Source organism: Nitrospiraceae bacterium (assembly GCA_020632595.1).
Taxonomy (GTDB): Bacteria; Nitrospirota; Nitrospiria; order Nitrospirales; family UBA8639; genus Nitrospira_E.
On record JACKFF010000012.1, the window covers coordinates 1 to 20,960 of the forward strand.

Sequence of the window (20,960 nt, forward strand, 5' to 3'; positions counted from 1 at the left end):
CGCGAACGGGAAATCCTTGACGAATACGCGGCGCGTATTTTTCGAAGCCGGCGAGCCCGTAAGTGGGAATGTGACAGTGCGGGTTGTAGCTTCTTCAATAGCTGCTGCAAAACGACCTCCAAGGTCAGACTTTTTTGCCATTATTATACAAAGAGACCTCAGAAAGGAATTCGCGCCGTGCCGGCGCGATCAATCGTGCGCGTTTCACTTTGAGATGCGGCGGGCTTCGGCGAACACATCCTCGGCCGCATAGGAGGGAATTTCGCCGCGATCGAATGCCGCTACCCGTTATTCGATTTCCTCCGCCCAAGCTGCTTCGATTTCGGACAAAGGCGTGTGCAAGGACTCAAGCATGGATTCCGCAAGTTTGGCGCGTTCTTCGGCGGTCAATGCGCGAGCCTGCTCTTCAATGTGTTTTAGGGACACAGACATATCACACCTCCATAGCCTACAGTAGTAGTGTCCCCCCTGCTCCTCTTCGTTGTCTTGAACCCGCTAATCAAATTCCCTCCATCCCACGTCAAACAGCCACAGCCCTCTTCAACCCCCTCAGCACTCCGTCCTCCGCCTGCGGTCGGCGGAACGACAATCTGAGCTGCAGCACACCGAGCTTTCCCACAATGCAACGGCTTTGCGCGGTCGGCTCCAGTGCTTTGTTAGACCGGGGTGCCTGAAGGAACCTTGCCCTGCGTCCATGGCTTGATCTTTGCCAGCGTCGAAGCGAGGGAATCCTTGGCCTTGGCTGCCTCGTAGTCCATCTGCAAGCCAATCCAGAAATTCTCGGACATGCCGAAAAACCGCGATAGACGCAGGCCCGTATCGGCCGTGATGGCACGCGCACCAGCCACGATCTCACCGATGCGCCGCTGCGGAACGCCAATCTCCTTGGCCAGCCGGTATTGCGTGATGCCCATGGGTTTCAGGAATTCTTCCAGCAGAATTTCACCTGGGTGCGGATAGGGAACTTTACGCATGCTGTCTCTCCGTCAGTGATAGTCCACGATCTCAACGTCCTTCGGGCCTTCCGTCGTCCACACGAAGCACACACGGAACTGATCGTTGACGCGGATGCTATACTGCCCGGCGCGGTCGCCTTTTAAGGCTTCCAGCCGGTTGCCCGGCGGTACCCGTAGATCATCCAGTCTTCCGACCCGGATCGGCATGAGCAAATACTGACGCTATGCGTTAGTATCGTCAAGGAGGCAGGAAAAGCGGACAGGCTACTTTTTTTTGTATTCCTGCTCTCGGTTGGCGTAACGAATTCCTACCGTGCCTCGTATTCCTCGCGGACAAGTGGCTGGTCAGGCCTAACGCATGCTCAATCAGGGGACCGTCGGTGCTATTGTCTCCATAAGGAAGACGACCAATCTGCATTCCTCGACTTCCTGCCCTGTGAAAGTCCCCCGAAAAGTACTCTGGCCCCTTTTCCTTTTCACCAAAGGGCGTCCCTAAAGCCCCAAACAAGCGGCGATACCTTTTTGCCGCTCATTTGATTGGCTTGGTATGCTATCATCGATGATGCGCTCTCGGGCGGAGGTTGTAGATTCGCCCGTATTTCGCGGCCGTCTCCAAGTCTCCCTGGCAAAAAGCATCTTTTACATCGTCTAATTTGTAGGTATCTTCAACACTGAGAAAGGGACCAACGGGTATTGTCTTCCACCAGCGCGACCTCTACCTCAGCCACATATTGGCCTTCATGCACAGACTTTAACTTCGTTCGCTGTTTCAGGTTTCCGCCTCCCTGTGAATGTCTTAGCCAGAGAACACACAAAGAAGCCAATCTCAATTTAGGGGATTCTTGAACAGGGCAGGAACCATGTCAAGAAACCCTCGGTCCTTTCCCAATTGCGAATTAAATTATCAAAATCGTACGCCTAACGAAGTCCGCGGTTGAGGGGCAGACCGGCGATTCTACCGGTCAGCGTGGGTTCACTTACAGGAAGGTCCGCGCATTGAAACTCAGTGATTTTCATAAGGACGAGCAATGCCCGACATCAAGGTGTCGTCTGTGCAGCGAAAGTTAAACATGATATTCGGGGGATAGAATTGAGTCCGTCAGATCCTTTCCAAAGGTCGGCAATTTCCGCGGATCAAAGGAGGATTGTCAGAAGACTTCTCTCTGTGTTGGCTTTTTTGAGACATAGAAATTCGACTTGCCCATTTTTTGGGATTGATGCACAATTTCTTGACATAGAATGTTCAACCAGAAGAAAGGAGGTTGCATGGTTTCAGTTTAGACCATTGCAGGACACCGGCAGGTTCACACCAAGGAGGTCGCCATGCCAATATTAACGCGATTACAGGACTATCTCGATGAACGCAAGGTTGCCTATCAGTTAATACGCCATTAAGAAGCGTATACCGCTTCGGAGATTGCGCATACACTCCATATTTCCGGAAAGATGTTAGCGAAGGTCGTGATTATCAAAGCGGATGATCGTTTTGTGATGGCGGTCTTACCTTCCAATCACAAAGTGGATTTCGAACGTCTCTCTGATGTGCTTGGAGGGGAACACGTGCGGCTGGCCACAGAAGGGGAGTTTCAAGAATTGTTTCCTGACTGTGGTGTGGGAGCCATGCCACCATTTGGGAATCTTTATGGCCTGGAGGTGTTTGTTGACGAATCGCTCGCGGAGGATGAGGAGATCGTCTTTCAAGCTGGAACCCATCTCAGGGTGATAAAGCTCCGGTATCAGGATTTTGCCGACCTGGTCCATCCCAAAGTGACCAATTTCTATCTGGCAGCGGGAATCCCGGGGAATTGAAACACACGATCCGGCCAGTGGAACATTCCTTTGAGATTTGGCGCAGGAAATTAGGTGCCGATTGCCAGGCTCCACGCAGAGATTCTATGCATGTTGTTTCAATGGGTATTCAGTTGGCCACGCTATTCAAATTGAGGCTGAATGGCAAACCTATGTATGTGGCCTAGGGGATACGAGATTATGAGATCATAAGCCGGTCATGATCCACCTGAGTGAGAGGAGGAAAGCCATGAATATTACCTCAACCATCGTCAGGTGTGTGGTTACGATCAATGAGAACCGATCGGTATTCGAGGCAGCCAAACTCATGACCGAGGAGTTTATTGGGGCACTCGTTGTGACCAATTCGACAGGAATCCGGGGACTGTTGACCGAACGCGACATGATTAAAAATGTCGTAGGGAAAGGAAAAGATCCCGAGAAGGTCAAAATTAAAGATACGATCACTCTCAAGCCTTTAAAGGTCAGTCCATCGGTCGATGCGAACCACTGCTTGAATCTGATGAAGGAACACCATTGCCGACATCTTTTGGTCTACGATGGTGAAGAGTTTGTCGGGATCGTCTCAGTCCGGGATCTGGTCGTGCTGTTGCTTGAGGAGAAGGAAGAACTGATTCGGCAACTTGAGAAGTATATCACCTCATAGGTCTCTCTCCCCGTCTTCGATCATGACTCCTGTCCATTCCTGAAAAAGAAGAATCAGTTAACAGAAATTTCCAGGGGACAGGGAGACAATCCGTCCCGTACCCTGGCCACAAGGGCCAGGGATGAGGCCCCACCTACGGAGTGGCGATGTTGAGTCGAACCGGAGGTAGTAATGGCTCAACCCAGCATCACTTTCCCCGCAAGCGGGACCCTCACCCACAAGGAATTCTTCTTCGCACATACGGCTGCTCCCATGATTCCTCCCGGAGTTGGAATGGGAGTATCCGACCTCCTCCTTCCTGTTCTCCCCTCTAGATTGTTGGGGAAGGAGTCCCCGGACTGCCTGGAGTTTCCCCCGGGGAAAAGCCTCCGGTTATGGCCCTCGGCGATTACCATCATCATCATAGGGTTTCGTTCATTTCCCACATCATGGCGTTTTCTTCCTCCAACACCATCAATTAGCCTCGATTCCATCTGCCCGGTCTGAAGCACATTAAGGGACTGTTGATATTGTAGAATTTTAGTCGTTTCATTCGCTTCTGAGTCACGGAGGCTCAACAGAGAAAAATAGGGGAGTGTTCAAAAAGGCCGGTCCAGCAAGGCCGCAGCCGCTTGGACGAGCGGAGCGTACGGAGGAGTACGTGAGCACGGCCTAGGGGCGAGAACGCCGCTGGCGGCATTTTTCAACACTCCCATTAAACCATTTTTCCATGGTCCCATTGCCGGTTTTCACAAGGCGTCAAGGCTACTCCATTCCTTCATACACCCGTGTCAGGTGTTGATTCGGTTTTGTTAGCGTCCATCACCCCTAACGTATTTTCACAGGCGTCCTGGGCATCAATTCCATGGTCAGCTCCAGAATGCGATCCATGTTCACCGTCCTTTCCACCGATGCCCTGGGAAAGGTGAGGCTCCAGATCAAAACGCCCGGAAGCAGGACCAGGAAAGCGATGCCGTAGGCAATGAAAGCCCTTTCGCTCCAAAGCCCAGAAAAGGAAATTTGAACCCCAGCAGCCGATGGTGTTGCTCCAAGGGATGGCCTGATGCCCTGCTCCGATTGTGACAGTTGCGCCAATCGCATCCCCGGGGTTTCCGATCGTATGGCAGCGAATGTCAAGGCCTGCAACTGGGTTTGGAGGGCAGAGTGTTTCGTCCCGTATACGTGCTCCATTGAAGCTTTCTGGACAATCGCCTGGCCCATCCGTTCCTGAAGAAGGGCATGCAGGCGTTGCCGGGATTGACTTTCCTGAGTGATCCATCGCCCCATTAAAGCCTGGCTTTCTCCATTGAACCGTTCTTGGCCCAACACGCCGTATTTCGCCGCAGTCTTGATTATCCGATCATTGACAGGCGCGTTGAGGGTATTGGCCGTCAACAGACCAGACCGGACACCCTGCCCTGTTAAGGTGACAATGGATTTCCCCATGAGATATTGAAGTCGACCTTCACGTTCCGCTTGTGCCTGGACCAGGCGGGATTGCACGATTTCGGGTATGGGGGCTTTGTGGTTAAACGCGTTGAGATTCCTGGAAGCGTGAGTCAGAGATGCCGTGACATCATCAATAGAGTTATTAAAGGCGTAGTCCAGCTTTGCCACTTCCACAATCCTTTCACCCATGCTGGTTTGGAGGGATTGCATCACACTCTTTGCCGTTATGGGATTATTCGCATTGGATGGGGGAGGGACTTCCCAGGACCCATAGCTGGCCACGACAAAAAATAACCCTCCCACAATCGTCGCGAACATGCCTACTGCGACTATCACATCTAAGGGATCCACTCTGGGTTTCATAAGTGCCACCTTTTCCTCTCCATCGGATGGGAAATTTCACATCCCCCTCTCCGACTATTTATTGAGATGAATCGCCCCAAAGACTGGGAGAAAATACTATCCGGATGTACCATGACCTTGCGGAGCACCCTCTCGCCCCGGCTTTCCAAACGTGACGGAACTTCCGCCATAGCATTGACAGCATCGACATCTTGATACGCTGATGCCTCTCTGGGAACCGGAGACACCTCAAAACCTGGCTGCCTAGGATCAGTGGCTCCCGGCGAACCACATTCGGGAACAACAGCCGCTCCCGTTTGATAGCCTGGGTAATCTGGTAACAGAGAAGAAATGGCAAGAGATGAAGGGTTGCCAAGAATTCCTCCTACGACGAGAATGACTATGATCGCCATACAGGTCATAGAATTTTCCTTCTTTTCCAAGGTCCTGTTCCCCCTATTCTTCTGAATCTTCTGATGAGTCATGGTGATTGCACTCTTCTTATTAATCCAGCACATTCGCGCCCAACCCTGCGGATCGCAACATATTTCTGACCGGTGTTGAAAGATTCAAAAAAAACATTTTGTCGGACATGAGATGTTGGAGAATAGCGGTCAGCGCATGGTTGGTGGTTCTCAGAGACGCGCAATCAAAAATTACGGGATGATCAAGACGTTGCATTATCAGGGCGAATTCCTCTTCCCATAACTCTGCGTTTTGTGTGGTAAGCGCACCCTCAATCTTAAACAACGTGAGTTGTTCGTTTTCGAAGACCTTGCGCATCCGAAAAAGTGGAATCAATGTTTCCGTCCAACTTTGCATGGATAGCGTGGACTCCCTCAATTAAAATCATTGACGAGCTGTATCCTTTAAGAATTATAAGAAGAAGCAAAAGTTGAACCGGTCCTATCGGCAGACAGAGACAACCAAAACATTACGATTTTTCAGGATTTTTTGAGGGAGAGGATGTTGAAAAATGGAAGGGATGTGTTGACGGATTGGTGATATTTCACCAAAGTGCTGAAATATCATCACGATTCTTTCTCATGGAATGAACGAGAGGAGGAAGGGACGATCCCGAATTTTCTCATTCGAGAAAGCAGCGTGCTCCGGTTGAGTCCCAAGAGAGCGGCTGCTCCATGAGGTCCACTCACCAGCCCTCCTGTCTTTTCCAGAGCTCTGAGGATATGAAGCCGTTCGTTTTCCTGGAGAGTCTGGATCTTCTCTTCCATGGGATGCATACCCGGAAACTGAAGAAAGCTGAGGTGGTGAGCAAGCAGCACACCTTTTTCGCAAAGAATGACCGCTCGTTCGAGAATATTGGCGAGTTCCCTGACATTTCCGGGCCATTCATAATGAACCAACCGATCCAGGACGGCCGGGTTAATTTCTTCGATTCGCTTTTCCAGTTGCTTGCTAAAACGTTCAACGTAATATTGGGTCAACAGGGGAATATCGTCTTTGAGATTCCGCAGTGGCGGCATCGCAATAGGAAACGTGTTAAGCCGGAAGAACAAGTCGGCCCGAAACGCACCGAGGCCCACCGCTTCTTCGAGATTCCGATTGGTAGCCGCGATGATGCGCACGTCGACATGATGGGTTTGGGTTCCCCCGACCCGTTCAAATTCATGTTCTTGAAGGACCCGAAGCAATTTGCTTTGCGTTTCCAGTGGGAGTTCCCCCACCTCGTCTAAAAAAATCGTGCCCCCGTGCGACAATTCGAAACGCCCCTTCATTTTGTCTGTGGCGCCGGTAAACGCGCCTTTTTCATGGCCGAAGAGTTCACTTTCTACCAGGCCGCTTGGCAACCCGGCGCAATTGACCTTCATCCAGATATGGTCTTTCCGGAGACTCAACCGATGGATGGCTCGGGCGGCTAATTCCTTGCCCGTCCCTGTTTCTCCGGTGATGAGCACGGTGGCATCTGTTTGAGCCACCTTGCGGATTTGCTCGAATACATGCTGCAAGGGCGAGGAGACTCCGATGATATCTTCAAACGATGGGATGTGAGCGAGCGGTCCCTTAAAAAGTGGAGAGACCGGGTGAGGGCGGGAGGATTCCATGCGATGACGCAGGCTCAAATCCCGCATAACGAGGGTATAACTATTGTATCCGGAGATATTCGCTCGAGAGAGAGTTGCCTCGACCGGAAACTCTTCACCTGTGGCCCGTTGGGCCATGAATCCTTCTTGTTCCCAAATATAGCTTTCCACCTGAGAGGTGGAATGATGAGCCTCGATATGTTGATGTAGGATTTTCCACGATCGTGGGGTCAGGAATCGCTGCAGGGGCTCCCCTTTTGCCTCCAAAGCCGATATGTGAAATGTGGTCGCGGCTGCGCGGTTCATAAACGTGATGCAGCGCTCTTGATCGATGGTTATGATTGCATCCATAGCTGAATCGAGGACTTGAATATGGCGTTGTTCGCTTTCACGGAGGATCTTTTCGGATTGTTTGCGCTCAAGGACTTCCGACTCCAAATTTCTGTTGCCTGCCCTGATCTGCTTTATCAGCAAGACTCCCAGTAACCCCACAATCACACCGAGCAGAATTTGCCATTGAACCAGTCTGGAAATTCTTGCGCTTGCCCAGGCGTCGTACAGGGTCACCAGTGTGTCCGCCTTGGCGACAATATCGTCGGAGAGTTGTAGCAATTCCAAGGCTGAAGCGTTTTCCCCAGGTCCGTCCTGCGCCCCTTTCAAAAAGCCGTCAGATCGGGCGATAAATTGGACAAGAAGTTCCTGCTGCCCTTGGATGGCGAGTCGGATCGCTTCGGTCGGAGCAGGAGGAACTGTTACCTCATGATCATTGGCCCAACTGACTGTAATCTTTCTTCCAAAGAGCAGAGTTTCCAATGTTTCCAGCAGTTCTGTTGTTGTAGGGGTAGAATTGGCTTTCCTATACTGCTGGGCCATAAGAACCTCTTTCATATGCCGTTCTTGCAGCATTCGCTGCCGACCCGCCAGATCTATAATCAGGGCATCAACTTCCTGATCCTGGATTCCTAAAATCGTAAACGCGACCATCCCGAAAAGTCCGGCAAGAAACAAGGCAAGAAGAACATGCAACCGGCAGTGTATTGAGGAATTAAAGAACGTGCGGAACAGTGGAAAGGACACCATGTGCTCTTCCTAAGCAAAGGTGCATGCCTACCCTTAGGCCAACATCTATGAGATAGGAAAGAAAATTCTAACAGGATCGTGAAAAAGTCCGCCAGCGACCTCCTCCCCGCTCAATCCCCCAACCTTCGCATCCGCTCGGCAATCGCGCGCCGTGCGGCTCTCCTGGGGGTATCTTTATGAACATGGTGCGTTGCGCTTATTAGGTAAGTTTTTCCACGCCCGCCTCAATAACCGTTCAATGAATATCTAGAAACACCTCGAAGAGACGCGCTTCATTGCCCATGCAACCGATAGCCCGCATCGGTCAGTGCCGTGAGGACCGCATTGTCCCGATTGGTCATTTCATATGATCCTTGCTCCTCCACCGCTTCGGCTTGCACCTTCGGGATATAATCGAAAAGGCCCCGTTGAATGATGCCGTGATTCAGCATTGGGTATTGCCCCAGAAACGCCCGTTTTCCAACGGATGCGATAACGGGATCATCATTATGAATAATTTCCGGGATCATCCGGTCAATCCGCTTGCGTGCCGTATAAAACACTTCATCGGCCAGATCCCAGACTCCGGGATCTCCTTCCCGGTTATACTGCCATTCAGCCCATAACGCCGTGGCCGCAATGATCAACATGTCTTCCCCCACCGACTCGATCCTATTTTGCCTGCCCTGATCATCACGAATCCCTTCCTGGTGAATGGCCAGAATGTAGAAAATGGCTCTGGCCAGACGGCGGCTTGCCCGTTCGACATACGTGAGGTGCTTGCGGACGGTGGGATGATCTATCGCTGGACGGGAAGGAAGAGGTTTCCGCTTCCACAGATCAAGGTATCGGGGAAGGTACCATTGCGCGACCTTCACCCCTTCCCGGATGCGTGCCAGAGTTTTGCCTTTTGCGTCCAGATAATTCCTGGCTTGCTCCAAATGCGGGTTCAGGGCCTCACGGGCTACAAAGGGTCGCAGAATATCCGTGGCTCCCTCCCCGATACGGTACATTTCAATATCCCGAACCAATTGTTCAATCCCGAAGGCCGGCTCTCCGCGAATCCGTTTAGAATCAACCTTTTCGTAACCCATTCCTCCAAAGATTATTTGAGCCCCTTTGAGAAAAGTAATCGCCTTTTCCGAACACGCGATTTTGGCAATGGCGGCTTCAATACGAATGTCATACGCGTGATGATCGGCCATACGCCACACCAGCCAGGATAACGCCTCCATGGCAAAAAGATCCGCCGCCATCTGTCCCACGCGCCTCATTTGGGTTTGACGCCGGCTTAACGGCTGCTGAAAGGTGACACGTGAATTCGCACGATCCAACGTGGGTTGCCAGGCTTGCTTGGCCATTCCCAAACACAAAGCCGGAATACTAATGGCTCGCCCGACGTTCAGAATGGTTAACGCGTATTTCAAGCCTTTCCCGATTTCTCCAATGAGGTTGTCCATTGGAATTTGCACGTCGGTGAATGTCATATGCGCGTTTTCAATGCCCCGGCATCCTTCAAATTGACATCGTTGCTGAATCTTCACGCCGGGACTGGACATGTCCAGGATGAACGCCGTGTGGACGGAACCCTCAGCCCCCTTGCCTTCGGGCACGGGGACCCATTTGGTCCTCCCGTCCAGGAATATCCGTTTTGCCGGCACGCGGGCCACCAGTGTTATCAGGCTGGCGAGGGAGCCATTCGTGCACCAGAGTTTTTCACCGTTGACCACAAAATGAGTGCCCAATGCATTGAGGACGGCATTCGTTTGAATATTGGCCGCATCCGATCCGGTGTCCGGTTCTGTGAGCGCAAAAGCCGAGATTTCCTTTCTCGCCACTCGGGGGAGAAAGGCCTTTTTTTGCTTTTCGTTTCCGAAGAGAAGAATCGGCATGGCAATTCCGATGGACTGTGGCACCGCAACTGTAAGGGCCAGGATATTGCTCCAGCTCGCGATCAGCATCAGCACCCGCCCGTAATTTGTATACGAGAATCCCAGCCCGCCATATTCTTTGGGGATTTTCATCCCGAATGCTCCAAGCTCCAGCAGGCCCTTGAGCACATGCTCCGGAATTTTAGCGATTCGTTCGATGTCGTCCGGATCTACCTGCTGCTTTAGAAATTCTTCAATTTTCTGGCAATATTCTTTGCCGATTTGCTTTTCCTCGTCCGACTCATCCGGCGGAAACAGCAGATTAAGGTCTGGATTTCCCAGAAACAGACCCGCCATAAAACTCTCTCCGGCCATTTCCTGGCGCGCTTCTTCTATTTGCTCCATGCCTTTGAAAAGTTGCGACATGTCCGGACCTCCTTTCTGTGGATTCTGGCGGAAACCAAAAGGGCATCTGACTCTGCAAATCTCGCAGAATCCTGCATAGATTTTTCCAGCCCAGATGATTTTTCAAACGATCCTTTTTTTACAGTCTTTAAGGAATAATATTAAACTAATAATATTTTACCATTATGATAGGATAAAGTTATATTATCAAAGTGTTCCCCAATGCTTCAGGGACTCGGCCAGTGCAGGCAGGCCAAGAATGCACGACTCTCCAGAGGAGACAAGACCATGAGCGAACTTCCTCGCATATGGCTCACCGAACAGGTGGCAGATCATGTCGCGACGGTGACGATCAACCATCCTCCCGCAAATGTGCTTACACCCCGAGGGCTTGGTGAACTCGAATCAACTCTGGACGATCTGGCCAATAATGATCGAATCAAGGTCATCATCATCACCGGAACAGGACGGTTTTTCATTGCAGGAGCCGATATCCGGATGTTGGCAGAAATCGAATCCAAGCCAAAAGGCAAAAAACTGGCTGTCACGGGACAAAAAATTTTCAATAAAATTGCGGATTCGCCGAAACCCATTATCGCTGCCATCAATGGCATCTGCCTCGGCGGAGGCTTGGAATTAGCCTTGAGTTGTCATATCCGATTAGCTGCTGAAGGAATTCAACTCGGCCTACCGGAGGTTAATCTTGGCCTGATCCCTGGGTTCGGCGGGACTCAACGCCTGCTTCGTCTCATCGGCCAATCGAAAGCCACTGAAATGATTCTGACCGGGGATCCTCTCTCGGCAGTGGATGGCAAAACATGTGGACTGATTTCTGAGGTTTTCTCTGATAAAGATTTGATGTCTCAGGCTATCGGACTCGCCGGTCGGATTGCCTCAAAAAGTCAACGTGCTGTTCGAGCAGCCCTTCAGGCTATTCAAAGCGGATCGGATTTGAAACTTCGTGAGGGATTGCTGGTAGAAGCTACCTTGTTTGGAAAACTTTGCGAATCCGAAGATAAACAAGAAGGGCTGGCAGCCTTTTTAGAAAAGCGCACTCCGCATTTCAAGGGCCTCTGATACCCCAAGTGTTTTAGCAAATCTGTAAGGAAACGAAGGGGGGATGGATCAGTTGCTTCTAAAGATTCCTGCTCAGTCTAATCACCGCTTTTCCTGCATCCATAATACCCGAGAGGTAATGATAGGCTCGTGAAATTCATGAAAGGGAAGCACACGATCAATTAAACTGACTCTTCCTTTGTACCGCTCGACTTCAAAGATAGTCCAATCACGCCATTGCTTTAACATGCCTGTTACTCTTCTATAGCCCATTCACTCGTTATCAAGGATTGTGGGCGTCTCAACCGATTCCTTGCCATTTTTGGCAAATCGTGCACATTCTATATCATTTGGTTAAATCCACCCATTCCCTCGCCGCAAGCATTATGAGCACATACCGATACAGAGATTGTAAGGGGAGTCTCGAACTCATTCAGGAGAGCAAAGGAGTACTGACCATGACGTTACCGGAAGTAGGAGCTATTCAATTTCTGCAACCCGCATCATCGGGAGATCATTCACGAAAACAGGTGACCGCCGTGAGTTCCGATGAGGAGAGTGGCAAAGCCAAAAGCCATCGGGAACGAGGCGTCCCCTCTCCCATCCAGGACCAGGTGACCTTGTCGAAGGAGGCTCAGGCATTATCCACATCAAGGCATCACGCCTCAAAAGGCAATTCCTTCCAGCAACCCTCTTCTCCCTTTGATCGCTGAGGATTGTGAAACGCCCATGATCCGGCAAATGGGGGATCCCATTTGCTGCATCCGATTTTAAGCAAGACTTGCCTCCTCATTGTTCCTCAGTTCCCTTATCCACTTCCATTGGCGCTGGTCTCCATGTAGCCGTCCTGATTACCGGCGCTCGTAGAGCAGTTCACAAGCTTGTTCGTATCCTTGGATCCATCCCTCCTGATATGCCTGCCCTAAACTTCGTCGAATCTGATCCATTGGCTCTTCCCCTCGAAACGAACCTGGAACGGCCGAGCACACCATTTCCACGGCTATATCCACGAGTCGCTCTCGGCGCTGTTTGAGCTCCACAGACACCAGTTCCTCTAACACTTCCCGGCCTCGCTGGATGACAATTTTTTCCAGAAAGGTATCATATCCCTGGGCACGAATGACCCGTTCCCGAATAATGCCTAATTCTTCTTTGATTTTTTGTGTATTGCGTATCAAAACCATAAATAGTTGCTTGCGAGATTCCTCGCGAAGAGTTTCTTCCATTCGTTGCAAGACCACTGACGGAGAAATGGATTCTTCCGGCTCAGGTTCCGGATCTCTATCCCGTCGGTGCACCATCGGCTCGACATAGCCCAAACGCATTCGATCATACGTTTTTCTGGCATCCGGATCTCCCAAAATTTCATAGGCTGCATTGACTTCACGAATTTTTTGTTCAGCCTGACGATTCCCTCGATTACGGTCAGGATGATATTGAAGGGCCAATGCACGATATGCTTTTTTTATCTCATCTTGCGATGCTTGAAGAACAACACCGAGAACCGCATAATAATCGACGACTGGCATTTACTATGTTCCTTACAGAAAAAAATTCTTTACCTGTTTATTCGTGCAGGTTTTCGCGCATATCCACGTTTACTTATTCCTGAATATTTTTTAAACAAAACAGCTTTTCCTATATGACCATTTTTTCAAAAGTTCTGTTGATTGGAGGGTGGACTGTTCTCCTGTTCGGTGGGACGGACATTACGCATCAACCGGCATTTCCCTTGGAAGTTTCCCGGGAGAAAATTGCCTCCGTGCCATCCACGCCCAGGCCCCTCCGGCCACTCCTCTTTCGCCCCCCTTCCCCCACTTTTACCACATCACCCAAACCCGTCTCCATTGCCATGCTGCTCAATCAACCAGCTTCCTATCATCAACAACTCGTGGCCGTTCGGGGAGTGGTCACTCAACCGGAAATGCACCTTACTGACTCAGAGTTAGCCATACGCTTTGTCTTTCGCCTGGCCGAGGGGGAACAATCCATTGTCGTCTTTGGTCAACACGATCGTACGCAAGGCTCACCGTCAATTTCATTGGATCTTTCCGTCGAAGTGATCGGAGTCTTTTGGAAAGAACGAGAATTGAATGCATCGCGTGTTTTCAATACGATTGAGGCCCATACGGTCTCTCCCTATCCCCCTCTGATACCGGACAGTGCTTAAAAAGATCTACGGACCGCTTCCCTTCAGTACGACAAATATGCTTTTAACTGACGAACAACGTCATCGATGCCCGGCGACGGAAGCGGTTCAGATGGAAACGCCACGGTAAGCACAGCTCGAAGAGTCGGTTCCCAATTGCCCGATTCAAAGTCATCACGGGATAACTCCTTTCCACGCCCGTGTCGATGGATATAATCCACTAAACTTTGTTCATCAACGAAATTATTTCGACGGACGTAGACCAATGCCGTCTTATCGTGTACCGCAGCGATCACGGTTCCATACCCCGGCTTGGTCATGATGATATCCGCTTGTTGACTGATTTCCCCAAATGGCATCGCAAGATCTTCGACACGGTGGACAGAGGGGTAAGAAGACAAAGATGGGAGTTCGCTTATTAAAAAGTGGAACCCGGCCATTGCGGCCATCTGCTCAAGAGGAAGACGATTGAGGGGTACACCCCCAAAGGCAATAAGGACTATCAATTCATGCTCTCCCACACCCAAGGCTTTTCGCAAATCATAGCCATTTGGTTTCCTCAAGGGCGCCGAAGGTCCTACATCAACCGTCGAAACAAAAGCCGGCATCTCGATACCCGGATAAAGGCGGATGAGAGAGTCTGCTAACCCATAACTCTTACGAATGGTTTCGAGAATCGAACGATGAAGAGCAGAATCGGCTTGCACAAATGGCTCTAACACCCGATCCCAGGATAGCGAGGCAATTCCCACCACCGGGCACTTCGCTTCCGCTGCGCCAGCGATGGCAAGAGGCGAAATATTGGAAATGACCAGTCGCGCCTCGGACAATCGAATGGCCTGAGCTTCCTCCTCAACCTTGGACTCCCACTGTGTGTGAAATTTGGTATAGGCCTCCCATGTTTCCGCCACATCAATATCCAAGGGCCCTCGCTGGACACACCCAACGTCTTGCTGGACATCTTGCAACTCCCAACTCACCCGGAGATGCCGTTGAAAAAAATCGGCAGGTACTTGAGTGCGTAGAATCACATGCAGGTCATCAACCGCCCTACCTAATTCATTCAAGATTGGCATTAATTGCGCGGCATGCCCAAAGCCATGGGCCGAGATCGAACACCACAGGACCGTCATCGTGTTTTCTTCTCCATTAAATAGCACAAGGAATTGGTTTTTAGTGCATCATAAACTGGGGATTTCGCTTGCGAGAACAGGCTCCGAGTTCATAGAATCAGGTCTGAGTTTCTATTGAGGGCTTTTTTGAAGATGTGTTGGGCAGGGTGTAATTCTATGAATCCGAATAGACGATCTATTTTTAGGATGATATGGACCCTCATGCTGTTGATCGGCCTCCTCAGCGCATGTACCTCCCATTCAAAAAAGCCCTCGAATTCTTCGCGATCCTCGCTTCCGGAAAAAACAGCAGAATCACCCACCCCTGCGTTAGAAAACCAGTTATTGGCCACGGTTAAACACGCTGAAGGGTTAGGACCGGGAAACCCCCTGCTCCTAAGTAGTCTGTATAGTTTGGCCACCTATTACGAAGATCGGAAAGAGTATGACAAATCCGCTGCGCAATATGAACGGGCCCTCAAATTAAAGGAAACCGCGAATGGCCCAAACCATCCCGACGTGGCGGCCATCCTTCAACGATATGCTCGAATGCTGCAAGCAGCTAACCGACCATCGGAAGCAGCCAATCTCCGCCTTCGTTCTGAGGCCATTCTCGCTCGGCCCTCGACTCCCACTTCCAGTCAATAAATTTAGCCGGACCACGGCCTTCCAGCTCAGCATTTTTGACCCTGTTTCTCCGGAAAATTTTTCCTAGTGTCGGCTTCCTTCCGCCTATTTCTAGTTTGTTTTTGGATTTTCCTGGCACTTTCTCCCCTGTAATTTTGGCACAAGAATTGGTTATATCCAGGTGAGTTCTTCTATTACCTTGACCAAGGATTCATCCATGAAAAAGTCAGCACGGCCAGACCAGCCAATCCCCAAGACACGCAAGAACTCTCCTAAAAAAAGCGTGAACCAAAAGGCCTCCACCGACAAGTATCCGCGTTGCTCTCGATGTGGGTCACGAACCGTACATCTAGAACAGTTGGAACAGGAACTTCTTGTCACCCTCAGCTTGCACTGTCTGATCTGTGGACATTACACCTTCCTTGGTCGCCCCGTGATCCGATTATTGCGCCGTCCCAATGTCACGATTCCAGACTCCATTACACGGCCTGCAGGAGAATAGGGAATCATCCACACCAAATTCCCTCTGCCTTTCGGCATGGATTTCTTCTACCAGGACTCCGTGCGTAGCGTCAGCGGAACCAACCCGCCTTGTTCAAGCCCAAGAGTAAGCTGTCGGCAGGCCGTAACGCTCCCACATATGCGTAGATGCGATTGATCTATATTCGGCACAATTGCTTGAAATGGTGAAATATCGATTCGCTCGTGTCCGGATACGGAGTGTACCACTCGCTGAATTCGACCTTTCGGATACCCCCAGGCAGTCGGCCAGAATCGAGTGAGCACTGGTTGATATCGAAAATGTTCGGGGAATTGTTGCTCAAGGGCGACCATTTCCTCATGAAGCATTAACTGCCCTTCATGGCGAACACTAGCCACCAACGTCAGGTGGGCTCCACCGCTCCCTCCCGTTTGACCAAAATTTTTGGCTTTTAAATAACGGGCATAGGATAAGAATGGGGTAATTCCCGTGCCGAACGCCACACAGACCATTCGCATTCCCTCCCATTGCCCATCGTCTTCCAAACGAAGATTCGTAGCCTTACATACCTTGGTATTTTCATACACCAACGCGCCACCCTTCTCCTCATCCATTTGAAGACGAACTTCTATAGTTTTCCCCTTCTCAAACCACTCAGTTGCCATTTCCGATTGCCACCAACTGGAGGTATCAGACTGGTCGCGATGGGTATAATTGATAAACGTCTCCAACAAGCGCGGCTCGTTTAAAGCAGCATTTGACCGGGTATACATCCGTCTTCGATATTTGCCCGTCCGGTCTCCCCAGGGTTTTGCGAGAAAGGCCGTTCCTGGACGCATAGTATCTCGGAGGGCATATAGTTTTCCGCCTATCTCAACCTCCTCAGGCAGTGCTAACTGGACCAACCGGATTTCTCCTGGATCAATGGTTTGTAATTGATGAATTCGTGCGCCCACAACATGTTCCATGATCATCTCAATCCTATCTGAGAGCCGCTCACAAGATGACGAGGGGGTTCATCGGAAGAATTGCATAGCCAAAACGGAAGGACCGACGATGCCATTTGATTCTTCTATTCATATTTATTTAAGATTTCATTTCAACCTGGGATACTTTTTGACAACCAATGAGTCAACTTTCCTCCATCCCACCAACACCACCAGGAGATGTCCCATCCTTTTCTTCTAAGGAAACGGCCTTGTCATTTTCCAATGTTAGCCACGAGGGTTCCACTTTAGCTCCGAACCCTGCCAAAGATGACAGAACATCCCCCTCCCCTTCCAGTCGAGAGGCTTCTTTTTACCTCCAACAAATGTCTCAGGTACCGGATGTTCGACAGGACAAAATCGCACATTTTCAAAAAGCCATTGAATCACAGGGCTATGGCATTTCTGCTGAAAAGTTAGCGGATTCAATCATTCAAGAATTGCATCCTCACCCAGAAGAAATCCGACCACCAACCACATTGTAATTTCGTTGTCGCTTAGGGACAGAGTCATTCCCTTACTCCCTTTCTAGGCGAATAAAATTTTCGGTCCACGCGTTGGCCATAGCCATCCGAAAACATTCTAGAGTTTTCACCATGTTCTTGTATATTGTGATTAGTCCTTTTCTGTTCTCTAATCCTCATCTTGCCGGCCTGAATTTAGCCTTGTAACATAGCCTCACACAACCGAAAAGGGAATTATGAATTCGCCATCTGCGCATCTTGCCATAGGTTCAAACTCAATTTGGTTGACCTTTCCCTCCACACTTGAAAAATTGTTAATCCAAACCTATTTATTAGGACTGGGAGCCGATCATTCCCTCCTCTGTGCACTCCCACTAGATCCAGCACTCAGTAGTCTAAGATGCGGGATCCCCTGTAAAGGTCGTTCATGCATCGATGAGGACATTTATGAATTTGAAACTGTCATCCAAGAAATTCTTACACAGCCCCCGACAATTCGATTAGCTGCCCCACCAAACGTTTCACGCCAACACCCTCGCTCATTCCCTCGTTTGACGGTCAATATGACTGGAGCCGTTCGACCCCTCAGTGACAAGGGGAAAATTCTTGCGGTGCTACCCGTTCAACTTAGCAATCTTTCTCCGACTGGTTGTCAGTTTCGTGTCGCCCCTTCCGCGTGGCCACTCGTCTCCTCATCACATCTTCATATCAGTTGTCGTTTGCCAGGATTCAACCATTTTTCCAAATTTTCCGGAACTATTGAGTGGGTTGACCCCACGACAGATTTAGTCATTGGCACCAAATTTTCATTTACCTCCACTCAAGATCCCGCCAATCAAGATGTCATGCGGTGGTATACTTCTCAACAGGCCAATTTGATCAACACCACTGTTTGACGGGCTGTGGTGCCCAAATAGACCTCCCTTATTGCACTCCCATAATCCAGTGTTCTCGGCTACTTTCCGTTCGAATGTCATGGAGTTTCTCCACCTCACCTTTTTCTCTGTTCGGAATTCTTGGCCACTCTCACCAATCCTTTTCTAACAATGCCAAATTACAGTTTGCCAATGACAGGTTGCCTGGATATAGGGTTTCTTATTACAATGTTGTTAAATCCCGCATAAATTGGTTACGGTACTTAATTCTGCAATTCCAGATATTCTCTCATTTTACCCAGGACGTGTCGTATGCCCGAACCAATTAATAACCGAAACATTATCGATATTTCTCCACTTCCGACCCCAAAACAGATGCAAAGCGCTCTCCCATTGCCCGAACAAACCGGCCAGATGGTTCTTCAATCTCGGCAAGCCATTCGAGATATTCTTCATGGACGAGACTCCCATCGCCTGTTAGTCATAATTGGCCCATGTTCCATACACGACCCGGAAGCGGCCATTCTCTATGCTGAACGCCTCAAACTGGTTGCTGATCGCATTCAGGAGCATGCCCTGATTGTCCTTCGAACCTATTTTGAAAAACCCCGCACAACGGTTGGTTGGAAGGGACTTATCAACGACCCCCACTTGGATGGATCCTGCGAAATTGGGGGAGGATTTGAACTAGCCCGTTCTATTCTACTCCGGATCAATAACCTGGGATTGCCATGCGCCACGGAATTTCTGGATCCTGTCACGCCCCAATACATTTCTGACTTAATTAGTTGGGCGGCTATTGGAGCACGTACCACCGAAAGCCAAACCCATAGAGAAATGGCCAGTGGCCTATCCATGCCTGTTGGCCTCAAAAATGGAACGGATGGGGGACTCCAAGTCGCTCTCAATGCCATGATTGCAGCCCGACATCCCCAAAGTTTCATTGGGGTAAACGCCGAAGGTCTTACCTCTGTTATCAAAACAAATGGCAACCCGGACCGACACCTTGTTCTTCGTGGTGGCGGAGGACGAGTTAACTATAATCCGGAAGATATCTCTGAGGCCGTGCGTTGCTTAACAAGTGAGGGAATTAGTCGACCGATCATGGTTGACTGCTCTCATGGCAATTCAGAAAAAGACCATACGCGCCAAATTCCTGTAGCTCAATCAGTTATCGAGCAATTCACGAGGGGCCAACTCGCCATCATGGGTTTGTTAATTGAGAGTAACCTGAAGTCGGGCAATCAAAAATGGGAAGCAGGGAAACCCTTGGAGTGGGGAATATCAATTACAGATGCCTGCATCGGATGGGAAGAGACAGAACAACTTCTTGATGATTTGGGAGAAGCCCTAGATAAGTCTGCTAAAAGTAAGATCTTGACTTCATAACCAACTTAATGTTTCTTGACGAATATCGAGATTTTTCTCATGACTCCTCTTGGTAATCCATAACTCTTACCCCATATTATCAACGAGTTCTTTCTTCTACCCAAATTATCAGGCCTCTGCTCGGCATAAAAAGTGAAGACCGTGATTCCGGGGAACTAACAAAAAGATTCTCTGAAATGGAGCCTGCGGTAAACAAGCAAAAAAAGATAGAAAAGCTTAAGAATTTGAGGATAAATCAGGAAGGGGTTGAATTTTAGAACCGCTGGGTTCATGCGTGTGCTCATGAGTATGGCAACCTAAATGGTGACATAACCTTCGATTCCAAAACCCAGCCAGTGCGATCATAGAGGCTCCCGTCACATCAAGAACGATCTCTACCCCACCGCCTGATTCAATCAGGAGATGAGCAGTCATTAACACCACAAGTCCGCAAGCAGTTAAAAGAGCAGGACGGCTATCTCGATGTCTAGGATAGGTCGCCAACAATCCAAATCCAGCCAATAAGGCTATCACCCCCAAAAACATCCATTCAGTAGTATCGGCCCAAAAAGCTCCTATTATTCCATCAAGACCATCCCAGGAATGTGCAGCTATGACGGGAAGAGCAAGCAATGCTAAAGGCGTCACCGCACAGTGCACCGCACAAATCAGAGAAGCGATAGAGCCGGCTTTTGAAAGCCTCGGTCCAAGAGTTTTGATCATCTTATTGACATTGTGGACACAATCCCGTGAATTCCAAGGTATGATCATCCACGATAAATTGCGTCCGTTGTTCAATCAATTTTGTGACTTTTTTTAACGGGCATAACAACAAATCCTCGATCTGACCACAGATCTGGCAACGAATATGATGGTGATGTTCCCGCCCCTCTTTCAGTTCATATCTTGCAGAACCTTCCTGGTGAAGGTCCAATTGGAGAACCAAACCTAGCTCTTTCAGCACATGCACGGTTCGGTACACGGTCACTAAATCAATCGCCACGTTTTCCTGGTGCAATTGTTCAAAAATCTCCGTAGCACTTATTGGCTGACGAGTCCTTTGCAGTAAACCTAATACGGCTTGGCGAGTACGGGTCATGCGTCGACCTGTAGCTCGCAGATCTTTTTTGATGCTAGGTTCTAACTTCAACAAGAGATGTAAACCTGATTTAAACTGCTTATTGCAAGTTTATTGCAAATAACATATCGACAAAAGATTGTCAATTACGGTGAGAAAATCCGGGAAAGCCGACCCAAGACTTCTCTTCATCAAGAAGAATTCTT

20 protein-coding genes and 3 pseudogenes are annotated in these 20,960 nt (G+C 49.7%); 10 read left to right on the forward strand and 13 right to left on the reverse strand.

Annotated features, from left to right (window positions below; all coding sequences use genetic code 11):
* Nucleotides 1-204 precede the first annotated feature (204 nt).
* The 3 genes and pseudogenes from H6750_17215 to H6750_17225 all read right to left on the reverse strand — a co-directional run bounded on the left by H6750_17215 (nt 205) and on the right by H6750_17225 (nt 1,142).
* A pseudogene (locus tag H6750_17215) lies at nt 205-432 on the reverse strand (addiction module protein).
* Between the two features lie 224 nt (nt 433-656).
* Nucleotides 657-974 (reverse strand): HigA family addiction module antidote protein, encoded by a 318-nt coding sequence (locus H6750_17220; protein ID MCB9776050.1) that lies wholly within the window; start codon nt 972-974, stop codon nt 657-659.
* A gap of 12 nt (nt 975-986) precedes the next feature.
* Nucleotides 987-1,142, reverse strand: a pseudogene (locus tag H6750_17225) (type II toxin-antitoxin system RelE/ParE family toxin).
* A 1,137-nt stretch (nt 1,143-2,279) separates the two neighbouring features.
* On the opposite strand from H6750_17225, the pseudogene H6750_17230 reads away from it, so the two are divergent.
* Both H6750_17230 and H6750_17235 read left to right on the forward strand, forming a co-directional pair.
* A pseudogene (locus tag H6750_17230) lies at nt 2,280-2,765 on the forward strand (YbaK/EbsC family protein).
* Between the two features lie 199 nt (nt 2,766-2,964).
* Nucleotides 2,965-3,411 carry a CBS domain-containing protein gene (locus H6750_17235; protein MCB9776051.1) on the forward strand — a complete coding sequence of 149 codons (447 nt, stop codon included), beginning with the start codon at nt 2,965-2,967 and terminating at the stop codon, nt 3,409-3,411.
* A gap of 807 nt (nt 3,412-4,218) precedes the next feature.
* On the opposite strand, the gene H6750_17240 is transcribed toward H6750_17235, so the two are convergent.
* From H6750_17240 to H6750_17255, 4 genes are all read right to left on the reverse strand, one after another.
* Nucleotides 4,219-5,202, reverse strand: coding sequence for a hypothetical protein (locus H6750_17240; protein MCB9776052.1), 984 nt, complete (start codon nt 5,200-5,202; stop codon nt 4,219-4,221).
* A gap of 483 nt (nt 5,203-5,685) precedes the next feature.
* Complete coding sequence (locus H6750_17245) at nt 5,686-6,003, reverse strand: hypothetical protein (GenBank protein ID MCB9776053.1); 318 nt, start codon at nt 6,001-6,003, stop codon at nt 5,686-5,688.
* 209 nt (nt 6,004-6,212) lie between these two features.
* Nucleotides 6,213-8,303 carry a sigma 54-interacting transcriptional regulator gene (locus H6750_17250; GenBank protein MCB9776054.1) on the reverse strand — a complete coding sequence of 697 codons (2,091 nt, stop codon included), beginning with the start codon at nt 8,301-8,303 and terminating at the stop codon, nt 6,213-6,215.
* Nucleotides 8,304-8,575: 272 nt separating this feature from the next.
* On the reverse strand, nt 8,576-10,579 hold the full coding sequence (locus H6750_17255) for an acyl-CoA dehydrogenase family protein (protein MCB9776055.1): 2,004 nt from the start codon (nt 10,577-10,579) through the stop codon (nt 8,576-8,578).
* Nucleotides 10,580-10,846: 267 nt separating this feature from the next.
* Here H6750_17255 and H6750_17260 point away from each other — a divergent pair, with 267 nt between their 5' ends.
* Nucleotides 10,847-11,635, forward strand: coding sequence for an enoyl-CoA hydratase/isomerase family protein (locus H6750_17260; protein MCB9776056.1), 789 nt, complete (start codon nt 10,847-10,849; stop codon nt 11,633-11,635).
* A gap of 81 nt (nt 11,636-11,716) precedes the next feature.
* On the opposite strand, the gene H6750_17265 is transcribed toward H6750_17260, so the two are convergent.
* On the reverse strand, nt 11,717-11,863 hold the full coding sequence (locus H6750_17265) for a hypothetical protein (protein MCB9776057.1): 147 nt from the start codon (nt 11,861-11,863) through the stop codon (nt 11,717-11,719).
* 209 nt (nt 11,864-12,072) lie between these two features.
* Here H6750_17265 and H6750_17270 point away from each other — a divergent pair, with 209 nt between their 5' ends.
* The gene (locus tag H6750_17270) at nt 12,073-12,327 is read left to right on the forward strand and encodes a hypothetical protein (protein MCB9776058.1); all 255 of its coding nucleotides are present in this window, start codon (nt 12,073-12,075) and stop codon (nt 12,325-12,327) included.
* A 138-nt stretch (nt 12,328-12,465) separates the two neighbouring features.
* On the opposite strand, the gene H6750_17275 is transcribed toward H6750_17270, so the two are convergent.
* On the reverse strand, nt 12,466-13,143 hold the full coding sequence (locus H6750_17275; GenBank protein MCB9776059.1) for a J domain-containing protein: 678 nt from the start codon (nt 13,141-13,143) through the stop codon (nt 12,466-12,468).
* A 113-nt stretch (nt 13,144-13,256) separates the two neighbouring features.
* Between H6750_17275 and H6750_17280 the strand changes: the two genes are divergently transcribed.
* Nucleotides 13,257-13,784, forward strand: a complete 528-nt coding sequence (locus H6750_17280) for a hypothetical protein (GenBank protein MCB9776060.1) — start codon at nt 13,257-13,259, stop codon at nt 13,782-13,784.
* 23 nt (nt 13,785-13,807) lie between these two features.
* On the opposite strand, the gene H6750_17285 is transcribed toward H6750_17280, so the two are convergent.
* Nucleotides 13,808-14,896 carry a hypothetical protein gene (locus H6750_17285; GenBank protein ID MCB9776061.1) on the reverse strand — a complete coding sequence of 363 codons (1,089 nt, stop codon included), beginning with the start codon at nt 14,894-14,896 and terminating at the stop codon, nt 13,808-13,810.
* Nucleotides 14,897-15,097: 201 nt separating this feature from the next.
* Here H6750_17285 and H6750_17290 point away from each other — a divergent pair, with 201 nt between their 5' ends.
* The gene (locus H6750_17290; GenBank protein MCB9776062.1) at nt 15,098-15,523 is read left to right on the forward strand and encodes a tetratricopeptide repeat protein; all 426 of its coding nucleotides are present in this window, start codon (nt 15,098-15,100) and stop codon (nt 15,521-15,523) included.
* A 196-nt stretch (nt 15,524-15,719) separates the two neighbouring features.
* Complete coding sequence (locus H6750_17295) at nt 15,720-16,004, forward strand: hypothetical protein (protein ID MCB9776063.1); 285 nt, start codon at nt 15,720-15,722, stop codon at nt 16,002-16,004.
* A gap of 47 nt (nt 16,005-16,051) precedes the next feature.
* Here the strand turns inward: H6750_17295 and H6750_17300 are convergent, their stop codons facing one another.
* Nucleotides 16,052-16,951 (reverse strand): hypothetical protein, encoded by a 900-nt coding sequence (locus H6750_17300; protein MCB9776064.1) that lies wholly within the window; start codon nt 16,949-16,951, stop codon nt 16,052-16,054.
* A gap of 158 nt (nt 16,952-17,109) precedes the next feature.
* Here H6750_17300 and H6750_17305 point away from each other — a divergent pair, with 158 nt between their 5' ends.
* The 3 genes from H6750_17305 to H6750_17315 all read left to right on the forward strand — a co-directional run bounded on the left by H6750_17305 (nt 17,110) and on the right by H6750_17315 (nt 19,697).
* Entirely contained in the window at nt 17,110-17,454 is a 345-nt protein-coding gene (locus tag H6750_17305; GenBank protein MCB9776065.1) for a flagellar biosynthesis anti-sigma factor FlgM, read from the forward strand.
* Between the two features lie 542 nt (nt 17,455-17,996).
* On the forward strand, nt 17,997-18,329 hold the full coding sequence (locus H6750_17310; GenBank protein ID MCB9776066.1) for a hypothetical protein: 333 nt from the start codon (nt 17,997-17,999) through the stop codon (nt 18,327-18,329).
* A 291-nt stretch (nt 18,330-18,620) separates the two neighbouring features.
* Nucleotides 18,621-19,697: a 3-deoxy-7-phosphoheptulonate synthase gene (locus H6750_17315; GenBank protein ID MCB9776067.1), complete on the forward strand. Its 1,077-nt coding sequence runs from the start codon at nt 18,621-18,623 to the stop codon at nt 19,695-19,697.
* Nucleotides 19,698-19,913: 216 nt separating this feature from the next.
* Here the strand turns inward: H6750_17315 and H6750_17320 are convergent, their stop codons facing one another.
* Together H6750_17320 and H6750_17325 are read right to left on the reverse strand one after the other, a co-directional pair.
* On the reverse strand, nt 19,914-20,399 hold the full coding sequence (locus H6750_17320) for a MerC domain-containing protein (GenBank protein ID MCB9776068.1): 486 nt from the start codon (nt 20,397-20,399) through the stop codon (nt 19,914-19,916).
* A gap of 1 nt (nt 20,400) precedes the next feature.
* The gene (locus H6750_17325; GenBank protein MCB9776069.1) at nt 20,401-20,775 is read right to left on the reverse strand and encodes a transcriptional repressor; all 375 of its coding nucleotides are present in this window, start codon (nt 20,773-20,775) and stop codon (nt 20,401-20,403) included.
* Nucleotides 20,776-20,960 lie beyond the last annotated feature (185 nt).

Coding starts and splice junctions, on each gene's coding strand:
- H6750_17300 (MCB9776064.1), bottom strand. CDS start 16,951: ATGGAACATGTTGTGGGCGCACGAATTCATCAATTACAAACCATTGAT.
- H6750_17235 (MCB9776051.1), top strand. CDS start 2,965: ATGATCCACCTGAGTGAGAGGAGGAAAGCCATGAATATTACCTCAACC.
- H6750_17305 (MCB9776065.1), top strand. CDS start 17,110: ATGAGTCAACTTTCCTCCATCCCACCAACACCACCAGGAGATGTCCCA.
- H6750_17275 (MCB9776059.1), bottom strand. CDS start 13,143: ATGCCAGTCGTCGATTATTATGCGGTTCTCGGTGTTGTTCTTCAAGCA.
- H6750_17270 (MCB9776058.1), top strand. CDS start 12,073: ATGACGTTACCGGAAGTAGGAGCTATTCAATTTCTGCAACCCGCATCA.
- H6750_17310 (MCB9776066.1), top strand. CDS start 17,997: ATGACTGGAGCCGTTCGACCCCTCAGTGACAAGGGGAAAATTCTTGCG.
- H6750_17295 (MCB9776063.1), top strand. CDS start 15,720: ATGAAAAAGTCAGCACGGCCAGACCAGCCAATCCCCAAGACACGCAAG.
- H6750_17280 (MCB9776060.1), top strand. CDS start 13,257: ATGACCATTTTTTCAAAAGTTCTGTTGATTGGAGGGTGGACTGTTCTC.
- H6750_17245 (MCB9776053.1), bottom strand. CDS start 6,003: ATGCAAAGTTGGACGGAAACATTGATTCCACTTTTTCGGATGCGCAAG.
- H6750_17290 (MCB9776062.1), top strand. CDS start 15,098: ATGCTGTTGATCGGCCTCCTCAGCGCATGTACCTCCCATTCAAAAAAG.
- H6750_17250 (MCB9776054.1), bottom strand. CDS start 8,303: ATGGTGTCCTTTCCACTGTTCCGCACGTTCTTTAATTCCTCAATACAC.
- H6750_17240 (MCB9776052.1), bottom strand. CDS start 5,202: ATGAAACCCAGAGTGGATCCCTTAGATGTGATAGTCGCAGTAGGCATG.
- H6750_17320 (MCB9776068.1), bottom strand. CDS start 20,399: ATGATCAAAACTCTTGGACCGAGGCTTTCAAAAGCCGGCTCTATCGCT.
- H6750_17285 (MCB9776061.1), bottom strand. CDS start 14,896: ATGACGGTCCTGTGGTGTTCGATCTCGGCCCATGGCTTTGGGCATGCC.
- H6750_17260 (MCB9776056.1), top strand. CDS start 10,847: ATGAGCGAACTTCCTCGCATATGGCTCACCGAACAGGTGGCAGATCAT.
- H6750_17255 (MCB9776055.1), bottom strand. CDS start 10,579: ATGTCGCAACTTTTCAAAGGCATGGAGCAAATAGAAGAAGCGCGCCAG.
- H6750_17265 (MCB9776057.1), bottom strand. CDS start 11,863: ATGTTAAAGCAATGGCGTGATTGGACTATCTTTGAAGTCGAGCGGTAC.
- H6750_17325 (MCB9776069.1), bottom strand. CDS start 20,775: ATGACCCGTACTCGCCAAGCCGTATTAGGTTTACTGCAAAGGACTCGT.
- H6750_17220 (MCB9776050.1), bottom strand. CDS start 974: ATGCGTAAAGTTCCCTATCCGCACCCAGGTGAAATTCTGCTGGAAGAA.
- H6750_17315 (MCB9776067.1), top strand. CDS start 18,621: ATGCCCGAACCAATTAATAACCGAAACATTATCGATATTTCTCCACTT.